This window comes from Bradyrhizobium sp. CCBAU 65884 (assembly GCF_028128835.1).
Classification (GTDB): Bacteria; Pseudomonadota; Alphaproteobacteria; order Rhizobiales; family Xanthobacteraceae; genus Bradyrhizobium; species Bradyrhizobium ottawaense.
On record NZ_LBJU01000119.1, the window covers coordinates 24853 to 39075 of the forward strand.

Annotated in this window: 11 protein-coding genes and 1 pseudogene; 5 read left to right on the top strand and 7 right to left on the bottom strand. The window is 56.5% G+C overall.

The genetic code is table 11. The features are described from left to right. Window positions 1-44: 44 nt before the first annotated feature. From XI03_RS20460 to XI03_RS40280, 3 genes are all read right to left on the bottom strand, one after another. A complete protein-coding gene (locus XI03_RS20460; RefSeq protein WP_271593056.1) occupies window positions 45-1001 on the bottom strand; it encodes an ArdC family protein in 957 nt (318 codons plus the stop codon). Window positions 1002-1539: 538 nt separating this feature from the next. Continuing rightward, on the bottom strand, window positions 1540-1722 hold the full coding sequence (locus XI03_RS20465; protein WP_271593057.1) for a hypothetical protein: 183 nt from the start codon (window positions 1720-1722) through the stop codon (window positions 1540-1542). 384 nt (window positions 1723-2106) lie between these two features. Then, window positions 2107-2505: an autoinducer binding domain-containing protein gene (locus XI03_RS40280; RefSeq protein WP_333936085.1), complete on the bottom strand. Its 399-nt coding sequence runs from the start codon at window positions 2503-2505 to the stop codon at window positions 2107-2109. Window positions 2506-3459: 954 nt separating this feature from the next. On the opposite strand from XI03_RS40280, the gene XI03_RS20480 reads away from it, so the two are divergent. Further along, the gene (locus XI03_RS20480) at window positions 3460-4440 is read left to right on the top strand and encodes a DMT family transporter (RefSeq protein ID WP_271593058.1); all 981 of its coding nucleotides are present in this window, start codon (window positions 3460-3462) and stop codon (window positions 4438-4440) included. An 18-nt stretch (window positions 4441-4458) separates the two neighbouring features. Here XI03_RS20480 and XI03_RS20485 read toward each other — a convergent pair whose 3' ends face one another. Further along, window positions 4459-7095 (bottom strand): bifunctional diguanylate cyclase/phosphodiesterase, encoded by a 2637-nt coding sequence (locus tag XI03_RS20485; protein WP_271593059.1) that lies wholly within the window; start codon window positions 7093-7095, stop codon window positions 4459-4461. A gap of 187 nt (window positions 7096-7282) precedes the next feature. Here XI03_RS20485 and XI03_RS20490 point away from each other — a divergent pair, with 187 nt between their 5' ends. Next, window positions 7283-8158 carry a hypothetical protein gene (locus XI03_RS20490; RefSeq protein WP_271593060.1) on the top strand — a complete coding sequence of 292 codons (876 nt, stop codon included), beginning with the start codon at window positions 7283-7285 and terminating at the stop codon, window positions 8156-8158. Window positions 8159-9009: 851 nt separating this feature from the next. On the opposite strand, the gene XI03_RS20495 is transcribed toward XI03_RS20490, so the two are convergent. From XI03_RS20495 to XI03_RS20505, 3 genes are all read right to left on the bottom strand, one after another. After that, window positions 9010-9840, bottom strand: coding sequence for a hypothetical protein (locus XI03_RS20495; protein ID WP_271593061.1), 831 nt, complete (start codon window positions 9838-9840; stop codon window positions 9010-9012). A gap of 84 nt (window positions 9841-9924) precedes the next feature. Beyond that, a complete protein-coding gene (locus tag XI03_RS20500; RefSeq protein WP_271593062.1) occupies window positions 9925-11547 on the bottom strand; it encodes a DNA/RNA non-specific endonuclease in 1623 nt (540 codons plus the stop codon). 11 nt (window positions 11548-11558) lie between these two features. Next, window positions 11559-12014 carry a hypothetical protein gene (locus XI03_RS20505; RefSeq protein WP_271593063.1) on the bottom strand — a complete coding sequence of 152 codons (456 nt, stop codon included), beginning with the start codon at window positions 12012-12014 and terminating at the stop codon, window positions 11559-11561. Window positions 12015-12568: 554 nt separating this feature from the next. Between XI03_RS20505 and XI03_RS40545 the strand changes: the two genes are divergently transcribed. The 3 genes and pseudogenes from XI03_RS40545 (at window position 12569) to XI03_RS20515 (ending at window position 14173) form a co-directional block, all read left to right on the top strand. Continuing rightward, window positions 12569-13285 (top strand): DUF3616 domain-containing protein, encoded by a 717-nt coding sequence (locus XI03_RS40545; protein ID WP_442869726.1) that lies wholly within the window; start codon window positions 12569-12571, stop codon window positions 13283-13285. Window positions 13286-13313: 28 nt separating this feature from the next. Further along, a pseudogene (locus XI03_RS20510) lies at window positions 13314-13624 on the top strand (ATP-binding protein); the annotation flags it as partial. A 267-nt stretch (window positions 13625-13891) separates the two neighbouring features. Then, the gene (locus XI03_RS20515) at window positions 13892-14173 is read left to right on the top strand and encodes a hypothetical protein (protein ID WP_271593064.1); all 282 of its coding nucleotides are present in this window, start codon (window positions 13892-13894) and stop codon (window positions 14171-14173) included. The last annotated feature ends 50 nt before the right edge of the window (window positions 14174-14223 follow it).

Sequence of the window (14223 nt, forward strand, 5' to 3'; positions counted from 1 at the left end):
ACCCTCCCCTCTCACTCTCTTACCCGCGGTGGCCGAGGAGAACCTCACGTCGGTTCCTGCTCCGCTGTGTCCGTCGTCATGCCGACAACCTCTTCCGGCAAGAACCCAAGGAGATAATCGGCAACCTTGCTGGCTTGCGAGGCAGCTCGCACAATCGCGCGATTATCCTCTCGCAGCACTTCAAGCCAGCAGCCGATATAGTCGGCGTGGCGCACGGTCGGCACAATACCGAGCGAAGCGCAACTGAACGCTGACGATATCTCTGCGATGAGCTCCTCAAAGGCGTACTTCTTGGTGCCGTAGCCGCCTGACAAATCGCGGTTGAGACGCGATGCATGGCCGCTGGCATGCGCCAACTCGTGCAAGGCGGTTCGATGCCAGTTGATCGGCTCGAAATAGGCTTGCGGTGGCGGCACCTGCACATAATCTTCTGCCGGCGCATAGAAGGCGCGGTTGCCGCCGATGCGGAAGTCGATTCCGGTCGCCTTAATCAGGTATTCAAGCTTTGGCTCGATGAGGGCTGGCGGCGGAGGTGGCGCCGTCGTTGCGATCTCCGAAGGCAAGCCGTCGCACTGATCGGTATTGAAGACCGTGAAGCGCTTAAGGAAGGGGATGGCCCGCGCTTCGTCGCCTGTTTCGCTGGCGTGCCGCTTTTCGTCGACCGGCACAAAGCGATCGGCATAAACGACGGTGGTGCCGCGCTCGCCCTTGCGGACGTGACCGCCGAGCGACAGCGCCTGGCGGAAGGTAAGCCAGCTCTGACCTGTGAATGCGCGTTCGGTGGCAGCCCCCCAGAGGATTAAAACGTTGATGCCGCTGTATTGACGGCCAGTCGCAGCGCTTTTCGGCATGGCCAATGACGCCGTCTCCGCCGGGGTACCCCAGGGCTGCACCCACGGGACTCGGCCGGCCTCCAGTTCGCCGATGATCTTGTTGGTGATTTCGTCATAAAGGCTTGACCGGTCCTCGCCGGCGCGCCCCCGAAGATAGTGCCTGGACATCGCGGATCTCCGCGACGGGCGCCGCGAGCCTCTCTCGCGGCCTGTAACCCGTCACGGCAAAACCCGGCCGGCACTCTTACTCTCAACCTCTTCAGGCGGAATCGACGCCGCGTGATTTGCGACAGCGCCGCACGCAGACAAGTGACAGAATGCGAAATCTGCGGCGCGCTCCGCCTTCCGTTCCATTCTTCGGGATTTGGCCATGAGGTCGACCGGAGGCCCAACCAGGCGTGCGCCAAGGGCGCATCGCCCCAAACGCAAAATGGCACCCGGAGAGCGTGAGCATAGCGACCGGAAGGGGCACGCGGGTCCGAGTGCAGCGACGAGACCGGTTCAATAGCGGCACCCGGGAACGGGGCAGTGATAGCGATCGCCGAGAGGCGAGCCCCTTTCCCGAGTGCCTCCGGCGAGGAGCTCCGCAGTCCTTGCGCGAGGGATCGAAGCCGGATGGGCGAGACGCAAAGCGGCTCGGTTCACGAGAGCCCGGTGCGGCGGAGGCCGCACGCGCGAAGCGGAAAAAATCCGCTGGTGCGAGGATCTAGATTTCCTCACGCGCATGCGTCTGCGCGTCATAGATCCTGATCTGCAGCATGGGAAAACGCTTCTTTAGTTCTTCTCCACCTGCCCTGGCACCGTCTTTGGTTGCGAATTCGGCTTTGAGGCGGCCATCCACTTCAAGCGCGTATCCAGAGGCCGGCAGTTCACGATTGGCTGCAACCATTTCATTCCCATTGTGCAGTGAGGTCGTTGAGAATGATGCCTAGCGTGAGTCGCCCAAAGTGCGCTAGACCCACCTGCCCGAGTGCGGTGATCAGCCATCGCACGTTGTGGATTGACGCCTCGCAATGGATCGCGTCAAGGATGGACATTTGCATCATCCGAACAGGCGGTCGGGTTTCCGTTGGCGCCGATGCATGCACGATAGCGCCACGGCTCGACGTAGCTGCCCTTCCAGAGGCCTTGGCCCGCGCGCTCAGCCTGCCCGCTGCGCTTCGTGATATCTGCCCTTCGAATATTGAGGCCAATCCAGCGCGAGACCGTTGCGCACAAGCCATTCCCCAACATCCTTGCCCTCGACCGAGGCGCGCGCTGCACCGCCCCAACCCTAAGGGTCACGCTCCAGTCTGGCGCGCAAAACCACAGGATCAAGCTGCTGATACCCAGGTTGGTAGTACCGGCTCGTCCAGGATTTGGGGTAGGACGAGATCAACTTGGGTTTGGCCCCGTCTAGGAGCGAATAGGCAAATCGTCGAAACCCAAGCTTTTGCGTCAGCCTTTCGGCAATGCGTTCAAATGCATGCACGTCACCTGCTGTCTGAATGGCATTCGACAAATTCCGAAATGCGTTCTCAACCAATCTCATTCTGCATACAACATATCGAGGGCCATCCGCTTCTGTCGGTTGATCGTCAGCGCACAGGGCGCGTTTACGGACTTGCCAAGGTTGAGCCATGGCTCGATTGCGTCCTCCGCGGGCTTGAACACCGGGATGTGGTAGTCGCATTGGTGTGACGCGCTCGCGAGACGATCGATTGTCGGCCTCCTCAATCGCAACGCCTCAAGACTGGGAACGGTAATCGCCGGACCCACCGATATCGATCAAATAAGTCGAAGGGCTATCGATAGGTACATCGGAGCCGAGAAGCCGCCGCCCTGCCGCAACAGGCCATCCCGTAAATAACGAACCACTTCCACGATGATATTCTGCCCGTTATTTTGGGACGCTAGCATCATCAACGTCATAACCAGCTTCAACCGCTGGCGTTGCACGACTTCTGAACCTCGTCGATTAGCCTAAGCCGCGTGACTGGCGATGTGTGCCACAGTCAAAAGGCCGATCTGAACCAGAGGCCGGAAACGCGGCCGGCGTCCAACGGACTCACCTCAGCTTCGGCGAATGAGCCCTGCCGCGACAATCATTCGATGCTCTGTAAGGGCCTACCGCGACTGTTCGCCGAGCTCGCCTGGTGCGCGGCGACGATGGCCATCAAGGCCGCAGCGAGCCGCCCGTTCTAAATATACTTCTAGATCTGGATCGTTGACATCGATTGCCCACCACGTTCCGTCCAAGCATATCAAGGGTGAAGAGACGAGACTTTTACATCCCTTGCCAGAACGCGGGTCGTTCAGCTCAACTTTCACGATCTCCGCTCCCCACAATTCAGATTTCGGTGTCGGCAGCCTATCCCGAATGGTTCAAGATTTGCTTGGAAGAAAATGAACACTTTTAGGCATTTGCTCGGCAATTACCTAGCGCACGCGGCCAGGCAAGAGCGTGTTTGGCTGGGCTGTTCTGCAATCGGACGCCGCCATGTTTCGCGAACATTAACCAAGAATTGTTTCTGTTACCCATAACAGTTTCTTAAGACTTAAGCTAAGCGAGGCTAAGTGCTAGCGGCTCGCAAGCGATAGTCGTGCGGCAAACGCTGACGCAATCTTCCCCTTTTCATGGAAACGCATGATGAGCGATCTTACGCACACCGTCAGCCATCCACAGAACCCGCTGGCCATTCCCGGCTTACGGAAGGATGACGTTGTTCGCGGAATATATTGCATGATCGCCGCGAGCGTGATGTTCGCACTATCGAGCGCACTATCGAAATGGGAAGCCGCTCTCTATCCCGTTGGCGAGGTTATGTTTTTTCGCTCCGTTTCCGCGTTTGTCCTCTGTGCTGCATTGATTCTCCCGGCAACGGGCATGTCAGTCTTTAACACTCGGCGGCCCCGCGCCCACCTTGCGCGCGGGCTGTCGCAGTCGATCTCGCAGACGTTCACTGTCATCGCCGTTAGTCTGATGCCCCTTGCAGGAGCGATCGCGATCAATTTTTCTGCATCGTTGTGGGCGGCTTTGCTGTCATTAATCTGGCTTAAGGAGCGTGCCGGAATCGCGCGTTGGAGCGCGCTGGTAACGGGATTCGTCGGAGTCGTCGTTGTGGCAAATCCAGGTGCAGATTCGTTGCAGATTGGCGCATTATTTGCGCTAGCGAACGCGGTTATGTATGGCAGCGTCACGGTTGCCGTTCGCGGAATGACCGCGACGGAGTCTGCAAAGACGCTGTTAATGTGGCAGATGCTTACGGTAACCTTTTTTCACTCCTTCTTACTGCTGTTTGGATTCCGGATGCCGACGCCGGCTGACGCAATCATGTTGATCCTGAGCGGTCTTACAAATGCTGCGGCACAATATTTTTGGACGCAAGCGCTCCACCTAGCCCCGGCCGCCGCCGTCTCGCCATTCTATTACCTGACGCTCGTCTGGGCACTTGCAATCGGATTTTTCGTTTGGGGCGACGTACCGACGCTTTTTCTTCTGATCGGGTCCGGCATTGTTGTTGCATCAGGCCTGTTCCTGCTCGTGCACGAGGCTCGGCGACCAACCAAGAAGCCGATCTTCGTTGAACAAACTGGAGAATCCAGCCTTCAGAAAGTCGCGGGGTAGAGGAGCAGGTCCCAAGCTCTAAGCGACAAATTTGCGCCCGGGCGGCCATTTGGCAATCATTTCAGGAACTTTAGCTATTGGAACAGGCGGGCTGAACAGATAGCCTTGCCCTTCGTCGCAATCGAGCGCAGCAAGAAAATCGTACTGTTCGACGGTTTCGATGCCTTCTGCCAACGTCGTCATTCCCAGAGCGCGAGCAATACTCACCACGGCTTGCACAATCACAACGTGCTCGGTGCCTTCAGCAAGGTCAGAAACAAACGACCTATCTATCTTGATTTTGTCGAATGGAAAGCTACGGAGGTAACTGAGAGAGGAATACCCTGTACCGAAGTCGTCCAACGAAATACGGACGCCGAGTTGCTTCAACTGACGCAGGGTAGATAGGGTGGATTCATTATTGGTCATGAATACTCCCTCGGTAATTTCAAGCTCAAGGCAATGCGGCTGAAGTCCGGTTTCCGCCAGCGCGTGTCTCACGACGTCGGAGAGTTTGGAAGATGAAAACTGAATCGGAGAAAGATTGACTGCTATCTTAAGATCGTTCGGCCAGTGCGCTGCGCAGCGGCACGCCTCTCTCAACGCCCATTCGCCAAGAGGTTGAATGAGTCCAGTATCCTCGGCTACCGAGATGAATGTCGCCGGCGGTATCATGCCATTGACCGGATGGCGCCAGCGCACCAGGGCTTCGAATCCGGTTATGATGTTGCTCCGCAAATTGAGGATAGGCTGATAATATAATTCCATCTCATTCTGCTCGATTGCCTCGCGCAAATCGATCTCAAGCTGCCGTCGTTCCCTAAGCTCCCTGTTCATTGCAGCATGATAGAATTTATAGCTGCCGCGACCTTGGGCTTTGACCGCGTACAGTGCTAGATCGGCGGCTATCAGAAGGTCGTCGCAATTTACTCCATCGCGCGGTCCAATGGCGATACCTATACTGACTCCGGAACGGATTCGGTGGCCGCCAATCTCAAAGGGCGCCTGTGCTGCCTCGATCATACTATTCGCTAGGGACTCGATCGCTGCTCGAGACTCAACCGTCGGCACAACAACTGCGAATTCATCGCCGCCTAGGCGTGCCAGCACTTCACTTGCACCAAACGTACTCTTTAAGCGCCGGGCCATCTCCTGCAAGAGCAAGTCACCGGTCTGATGGCCAAGCGTATCGTTAATAGCTTTAAAACGATCAAGATCAAGAAATAGGACGGCGAATTCCGCCGCTGGCGGGCCGTTGTCTACTGCCGATAGTTGCCGGCGACTCATCTGGTCGAGCATGGAGCGGAACATCCGCCGGTTTGGGAGACCGGTGAGTGAATCCTCGGAGCTAAGGCGGACGGCATCTGCTTCAGCGCGTGATCTTTTCGTGACGTCGGTGAAGGTTTGGACGAATCCACCATCGGGAAGACTTTCCCGGCGAATCTCGATGATTGATCCATCCGGCATCGCTCGTTCGCTAACGCCGAGTTCTCCTGCGACAAGATCTCCCAAGATCCGAACAGAAACCTCGGTCAATCTGCCCGTAGGTGTCTCGTATTCGGCTAGTTGATCGACCCTTGGTGGGTTCTGTATGAACTCTACGGGCAAATCGAGCAACTCGCCGCAGCGACGATTGATAATCGGAATCTGCTGATCATAGGTAACCAGCATAATTCCTTGGTTCATATACTCGAGCGTAAGGTCAAGCTGATTCGCTTTTTGTCGCGCCTTCGCGTCTATCCGTAGAAGCTGCTCAAGCGCAATCAGAACCAGCAAAGTAAGTACTGTGCCCACCAATGAATTCAACTTGAGGGCATTCCGAGAGCTTTCGAAGATCTGGCTTTTGCTCAAGCTAACGCTAACCCACAATGGATAGCCCTTGACCTTGCGGACAGTAATGAAACGCGTCTCGTTGCTGGCAGGATCAATGCTCTCAAATGTAGTTTCCACCCCGGCTCGCATTTGGTCGAGCAGTTCTGTTCCGCTAAGATCGTCTCCAAGTGCGTAGCCGACCGCGCTTCCGCCACTCGAACGAACAACGCCATCACTTCCGATCAGGGCGATCGCCGCCGCCGATCCAAAATCGATATTGTTGTAGAATTTCGTCAAATGGTCCGGATTGAGCGAGGCCACGACGACGCCGCCGAACGTCTGGTCACTGTTCACGAAGCGCCGCGTGAATTGCACGGACCATTTTCCGCTGGCACGGCCAATCACCGGTTTGCTGATAAAAAGCTCATCCGCGATGTTGTTCAGATGAAATCTAAAGTGCTCCCGATCGCTCAGATCCAGGGCAGGCGCGGGTTGAGGGCCGGTGTTCGACGCGCGCATAATTCCCTTGTCATCGATAATGGCGACTTGGACGATGATGTCGCTCAATACGTCGGTCGTGTTGGCAATGGCGCTAAAGCTAACCGAATTTTTTCGGGTCTCAATGCTCCGTCGCAAATATAAGAGCGCCTTATCAATTTCTCCGATTGATCGAAGAACATTCTCTTCGAATACCAGCGCAAAGTTATGAGCGTCCCTATGCGTCTCTCTTTCGTCCCCCCGAACATCGCCGAGGTATTTTACAACAATTCCTGCCCACATCATGGCGATGATCACCAGGCCGAAGATTGCCGAGCTCCGACGCTCAGCAATCAACTTTGGCAGCTCTAGGACTTGTAAATTCATGCCGAGAACAGGCCCCCCTATCTGCCGGGCTTACTCGTCTGATATTTCGGGCGACTTAACTTCATTGATCGGCCACCGGTGCATGGAGGGTTAACCTTAATAGATGGGCCACTACTCTTCCGAGTTGACGTTGAGAAAAATAACCGATTATTAACCCGCGATAAAAAGATCTTCTTTCGGAGTTCATATGTCAGGTCGCGATGCGGTTGGTCCGAACGAAGACGCCTTAACCAACACTGAAATAACGGCTTGTGGGCAACCCTTTGGCGACAAAGCAGTTGACGGAGTATCGGAAAGATCAATCGATGCGGCGCCTGTCACTCTTCGAGCCAAGGAGATTGCGCCGGAAAAGGTCCTGCAAGCCTTCAACACCTGGGCTTTCAAGCGTGAGCAGCCTGACAACTCTATTGCAATGTTGCAAAGCATTTCCAAATCGATTGCGGTCAGAAATCCCGTCCCGTTTGTGCTCTATTGGGGAAAAGGTCCGCGGTCCAACATCGATAAGCCAGACTTCGAATGTCTGAACTATTTGGCTGCGTTCACCAGCCGAATAAGTAAAACATATGCCCCCGGGGCGACACTAAGATTGATTTTCACCGATACCCACGCGGAATTGAACGGACATTCATCACGGGACATACGCCAATATTTTGATGAGGTTGCGGATGGCGCCCGCGAACGCGGTTTCGAGAGCTGCTGGTTGGGCAACCTCACAAAGGCCGCTGAAGCGGATAACACAAGTACTTTGATCGATGAGATCGTACCGGAGCCGACGTTTCAGCGGCTGCTTGCTAGCGCTATGAAATGGTATCGTGGAAATGGAAGTTGTGAAGAGGGCGCATTAGAATATTACCGGATGAACATGGTCGAAAAACGTGCGGTCGAACGTGCATTTCCTGACTCAATTTTCATCACCTTCAATGGAAGCGAATTTCGAAGGCTTTTTCCCCAAAGGCTTCCAATCTTTTACATGTATTCGCTTCGCAAAGGGATCAGCATCAAACCTTGGTTCCTCTTTCCCGATACGGCCTCCTGCGAACGCGAGCAAGGTAGCCTCGCGTAGCCATCACCACAGTTTCTTGAGCCTGTCCCCGGGGTGGACACCTCTCTAAATGCACCTTCCGTAAAGTGTGTGAACGAGGCTGCCTGAACGCTTAGCGCAATGGCGTACCCATGGAGCCATGCCACTTTTCGCAGCTCTGGTTGGCGGTTGAGATTGGCGCTGTCGACGAGAGCGCGAACTTGTTTGAGCTGACATTCGGGCACGAACCTGAATCGGATCTACATGGCGGCGACCTGATTGTTACGCAGCAGAGAGTGTTGCCGCCCCGAACGGATGCGTCGAAGAAAGCTTGGTCGCCCCCTGGCTCTCCAGGTTACCGGTCCGTCCAGGCTTCACTTCGAATCCATCGTCGATTTCTCGCATGGCTCGCATCTGATGTTTGGAGAAGACGCCGATATGTGAAGCCGACTAGCGATCGCCAAGACGCAGACGCAATTGCCTAAAGTCGCCATTGGGTTGGTCGAACCTGGTGACGGCGAAGATGCACGAAGCGCCAAATCCTAGATGTGCAGGCAACGACTTGAGCGCTCCGTACCGCCAGTGCTTTTATCTTGCCCTTCCGCCGGCGTAACTGCCTTTCTCCTGGAGCTGGGTCTTTGCTGGTGTGTGGGCCGATAGCGCTGAGATTTCGTCGTCGAGTGGCCAAGATGATGCCGCGATGGCGCACAAATTGTTCTGTGCGCTCGGATTTCGGATGCCCGCGCCCGCTCGACAGTACCCGTCAATGAAAGCACGAACATCGCCGCGACAGCCGCTAACGACGACAAGAAATCGCATCCAAATGGAGTTTGAACGACAGCAAGAGCACCGTAAGATCCCGCCGGTTTCTCTTGCGGTCGAGTCCTTGCTGCCTAACCCTCTTCTTCGTTGGTCGTATTGAGCTGGCCCGACCACTCGCAGAACGCCTTGCTGCCGAGGAGGTAGAGGATGAGAATTAGGGCTGCGATGACGGGCGCCCCCAGCATACCCAACGCCGGAATCAACTGCACGAGGTAGGCTCCGAGTGTTAGCCCCCCAGCCCCGACCACGGTTTCTGGCGTCGGTGCTTTGCCGAGCCTTCCGATCTTCTTGAAGGCCTCGTCGATCATCTTTCGAATTTTGGGATCACCGCAAATATAGCCGCGCACAACCCGCATCAATAAGGCGAAGAATCCTGATTCGTGATGTGCCTGCAACGCGAGCTGATAGGAATCGGTGGTCATCATACCCTGCTTCGACAGCTCTCCACGCAGCCATTCCAATCGCTTCAATGCCTCAGGGTGAGTCTTGGCCGCCGCTTCGAAATCCTGTTGTGGCTTCAGTTCCCAGCTTCGATACGCCGAGGTGCGGCGAGATTTTTCCTTCAGCTCTGATGGGTTGGCAAAGGGCTCTTTGAGCACCACTCCCACCAGACGTCCCAGACGCCGAGCTGCTCTTTCCTTGTCCTTTTCGTCAACGATCTCCTGCAGACTTTGGTGGTATTCTACCCTCGCCAATCGATCAAGTTGGACGACCCCACCTTGGATATCAATGGCCTGGCTGAGTGCATCATCGCGAACGTTGGCTGTCAGTGTCGCGGCGACGGCCGTTGACGTTGGCCTGTCAGATCGGATTAGGATATCCGAGACACGTGTGATCTCAATGCCCTCTTCGTCCAGACTCTCCTCTGCGCCGCGTGGCAACATCTGGTCCCAATCGGTCACCGGACCGAAGCTGATGTCGAGATCGCGTTCGATCTGGCTGATGCGCTTCTGCCGTATCGAAAATCGGCCCGGATCGATGGCTTCCTAGGCCAAATTCTCGATCAGGTCACGCTGGCTGAGAACGAATCCGATCGCGCCGGGACGCTCGTTCCGGTCGCGCCAAATCACGATTTTAAAGAATGCCCAGGGGACGCGAGCATCGTCCAATTTCTTGTCCCGATCCCCGAAAATGGGGCCGTTGAAGACCGACAATCGCGTTCTTTGCTGCCCGCCCTGCTCCGAGATGAAGTTCTCCAGGTCACCCCACAGGTCGAGATCTGCGCCAGTGAAATCGGTCGACCGATTTAGCAGATAGTGCTGCGGCGCGGCATTTGTGTAGTGGAAAGTATCCCAATTCGCTGCCAGGGCATCCTCCTTGTCGCTGCCCCACGCAGCATCATCACGCCGAGTAAGATGCCCTTTGTCGTAGTCATTATCGTTGTAGTAGCTCGCCCCGAGCTGGTCTTGCGGATCGATACGTGGATCAAGCCGCCAAGACTGACCGCCTTCGTCCCGCGAAACTGACTCTGGTGGATTGAAGTTCACGTTGCATGCGGACACATAGGCAATGCGCCGTCGCTCGTTCATGATGATACTAAAGCGGTGGTAGCGAAGCTCGATGGTATCGCGCGGTCGCGCAGGCCGAGGCACGCGCAACGCACGCCCAAAACGCGGCTGCGCCTTCATGGTTGGAAACGGGACGTTCACCCCGAGGAACCGCCGATCGTAACCTTCACGGTCGGCATACTCCTCTGGCTCGAGCTTTTCTTCCAGGATTTCACCGCGAAAGCTTGGAACTCGCGCAGGTGCCGATGGAAGTGGCGTTCCTGCAGGCGGTTGACGTGCATCGCCAATAGCCGAGGAAATACGCAATGGGATCTCAAGTTCGAGCGCCGTTCGAACAGATGGTTGGATCGCCGCAACTTGCTCGCGTTGAGGCCGGTCGGGCGCGCGGCGGCCGACCGGCTCGTTGGCTTTGCGTAGCTCGATGGCTTCCTTGCGCACATCCAAAGGCGGCGGCGTCTTGTTCAACACAGGGGCCAGCAGTGCCTTTTGCTCGCTGGAAAGCTGTAACCGGCTGAGCTCGGCGATGAGTGACGAGACGCGGACGCCCTCGTTCGCGCGCCAGGCAATGTCGGCGGAAGACTGCGTCTTCTCGTCCCAGATCTTGCCTTCCTTATCGAGCCAACGCCCGCCCGCATCCTCGACGGGGACACCCGTATGGTGGAGTGCGACAACCTCCCACTGATCGTTGAGGACCGGCGACCCCGACGAACCCTTTTCGGTGTCAGCCTCGTAGTGAAGAAATGGGCCAAGAGAGTTGACTTCCTGGCTGCTCGTCGAAATGTCAAGAAGCCGGTTATCGCGAACGACAACCTCCTTCTCGCGGCCGAGAGGATGCTGGACGATGTTGACGAAGTCATCCGGTGTTACCGTGATCTTTCCCTGAGCCTCGTTCAGAGTAAGCCAGCCATACTGGTCGATCCCGGCGCCCTGATTGCTCCTCGGCGCAACGGCTACGATCGCAAAGTCCAGCCTTCGATTATTGAGGAACAATCGGTCCGGCTCGAAAGCGAAGAGTTGCGGTTGAGGATTTGGCGCGAAGCGATTTTGTTCATAGTCCATCTGAATGAAGCAAGTCGCGGCCTGCTCTTGCGTACGAAGCACGTGCTCATTTGTCAGAACAACACCGTTGCCAATGAGAAAGCCGGACGGCGCGCTCGAAGGCCTCCGCCGGTATAGATGAGAATGCGGCCGACGCGCCGGCTTGCTTGTATGCCGCGAGCCAGGAACTCGACAGACAAGAAGTTGCGCACGCCAAGCACGACTTCCTGAACGAGTTGTTCGTTGAGATCTTCAGCGGCGAGCGGCGTTGGGCGATTGATCAAGTCTTGAAGCGTCGGGTTGTCAGGGAGGCGACCATCGCTTACGCTCTTTCGTACTTGGTCAATCAGTCTATTCAAGCGAAGGGCGACACGCGGCGGCGTATCGGCGACGAGCGCACGTCCTTCCTCGACGGCTATGGCTTTTTGCTCGCGGACTGCGGTGCGCTCCCGCCATCGTTTGGCAGCTTCTGCTGCCCGCTCCAGAAAGACGGAATTGAAGTCAGGATCATTATCCATTTCTGCGGTCATGGTGATCGTCCTAAAGGTCAGACTACGTTTGAGAGAAGCGGATTCGCGAGGGACCCCGTGTAAAGATACGTCTCAGTGATTCCGGACCGGCCGGAGTATGGCCTTGAGAAGGGTCAGAAACGCTGTCGGGACGGCAATCCCCAAGCTGCGATCAACAAACAACATGGCTCAAATGCTCTAAAATGAAAGGTTGTGTAATCGAGTATTCGGTGTATCGTAGCCGAATACAACTAAGACTTTTTGTCGCTCACGATGATGGCTGTCATAGGTTTTTCATATGCCGCGGTCGTTCGCTTTGCAGCACTGAGGATCGTTGCTTCCGCCGTCGCAGCGACGTCTTCTCTAGCGAGAGCCGACAACAGCTGGCCCGTCAAGCACGAGCTCATCGGCGGCTCGCCTCCGGGCAAGCAGTCAGGTCGTGCGCTTTCACCCCGATGAGCAACACAGTATTGCGGTCGACATCGAGCGGAAACCAAGGCTGCGAGTGATCATTGCCTCTGATCAAGTTCTCACCCGTTATCTGGACAGACGACTGGAGGACAATGGCCTGAGCATTGAGGGACAAGGATGGCCGGCTCTATGCAGGCTTTCGCGGCCCGGTGGTTAAGGACAGGCGAGCAGCGATGGTTTCAGTCGAGATCGACACCCTCTTTGGCGGAAGCGGCACGGCACACCAGCTGTTCCAGCTTCCCTTGGATGGGCGCGGCGTGCGTGATCTTACCACCCATGGCGAGTTGATATTGATCCTCGCAGGGCCGGCAAGGACGGCCCAGGGACTTATGCCGTCTATTCCTGGGACGGGCGGACGGAAAACGTCAAACCGCTATCCGCACTATGTTTTCGCTCCTCCGGAAACCGGAAGCTCTGCTGCCTTTGGAAAAGCGCGGCTTGGAGCTGCGTGTCCTGATCTTGTTCGACGGCGACAAGGAAGGTGCTCCAACTCCAGTCAATGTCCCAGCGCCCTGATGCAACACGCGTTGAGGGTCCACATGAGACTGCTATTCTTGGTCGCTATCGCCCTTCTAGTTCGGGTCGATCCGTTCTGCCTTGGCGCCAGGAGGGTCACTCGATGGTCGCCGAATCGCGGCGCATCGTCTGGGCCAAACCACCTAAGCATTCGAGCCCTTTGCAGACCGACCTTTTGCCCGATGTTCAAGAAGGTCATGTGTGCCCTGGGATCCATTGCGAGTTGGGCAGACGACTATCGCGCTGAGCACGAAGAAAGCCGCAACTGGCATTTTGTGAATATCCCTTTAACCGGACACGCATGATCCTCAAATCGATTGCAGGGCGGATCCCGTCAGCCGGCTCTATGAGCGAGCCTCCGTCATCGTGACCACCAATCTCGCCTTCGGCGAATGGCTGAGCGTGTTCGGCGACGCCAAAATGACCTCCGCGCTGCTCGACCGATTGGCCCATCACTGCGACATTGTCGAGACCGGCAACGATAGCTGTCGGTTCAAGAGCCGAGACGACGATCACGCCGCCCGCGCTCGTCTCGCCTCCGCTATCCCGGCCAGCTCCGACGAGACGAGCGCTACCAGCAACACCCGCCGCACGAAGGGGTCAAATTGGACGCCGATGAGGGATCAAATTTGCAGGCCGATTGACACCTAAGTTTGGTGAACAGCGGCTCAGTCAAGCTTCTTGCCCGCCATTTCACGCATTATACGCTCGTTTTGGGCGATCCGCTCTGTTTCGGCGACTTTAGTCATCGCTGGTCCGCCAGCTGCCGGTCAGAACTTTCGGCAAAACCTCATCGAGTTGTGTCGGATACGGCCCCTGCAAGAGCACGCAAAATGCCGTGCCTGTGTTCGAGCGCTTGAAGAAGCGCAACAAGCCGCAGCCCACCGACAAGATCTTCCCCAAATCGCACCATGCCGATGTTCAATCAGATCCTGGTCGAGCTTGGATTGAAGCACGACCGCGAGGGACGGCCCCGCACGCTCTACAGCCTGCGGCACACCTATATCTGCTTCCGCCTGATGGAGGGCGCCGACATCTACATGCTGGCCAAGAACTGCCGGACCAGCGTCGAGATGATCGAGAAATACTATGCTGCCCACCTCAAGGACGTGCTGGATGCCAGCGCCATCAACGTCCGCAAGAAGAAGCCCACCGAAGAAGGAAGTGGCGGAAATCCGCCGTGGCGAGCTTGAAACGCTCCGCTAGCTGCTCAAGAGATGTGCGAAAACTGTTGGATTCTCTT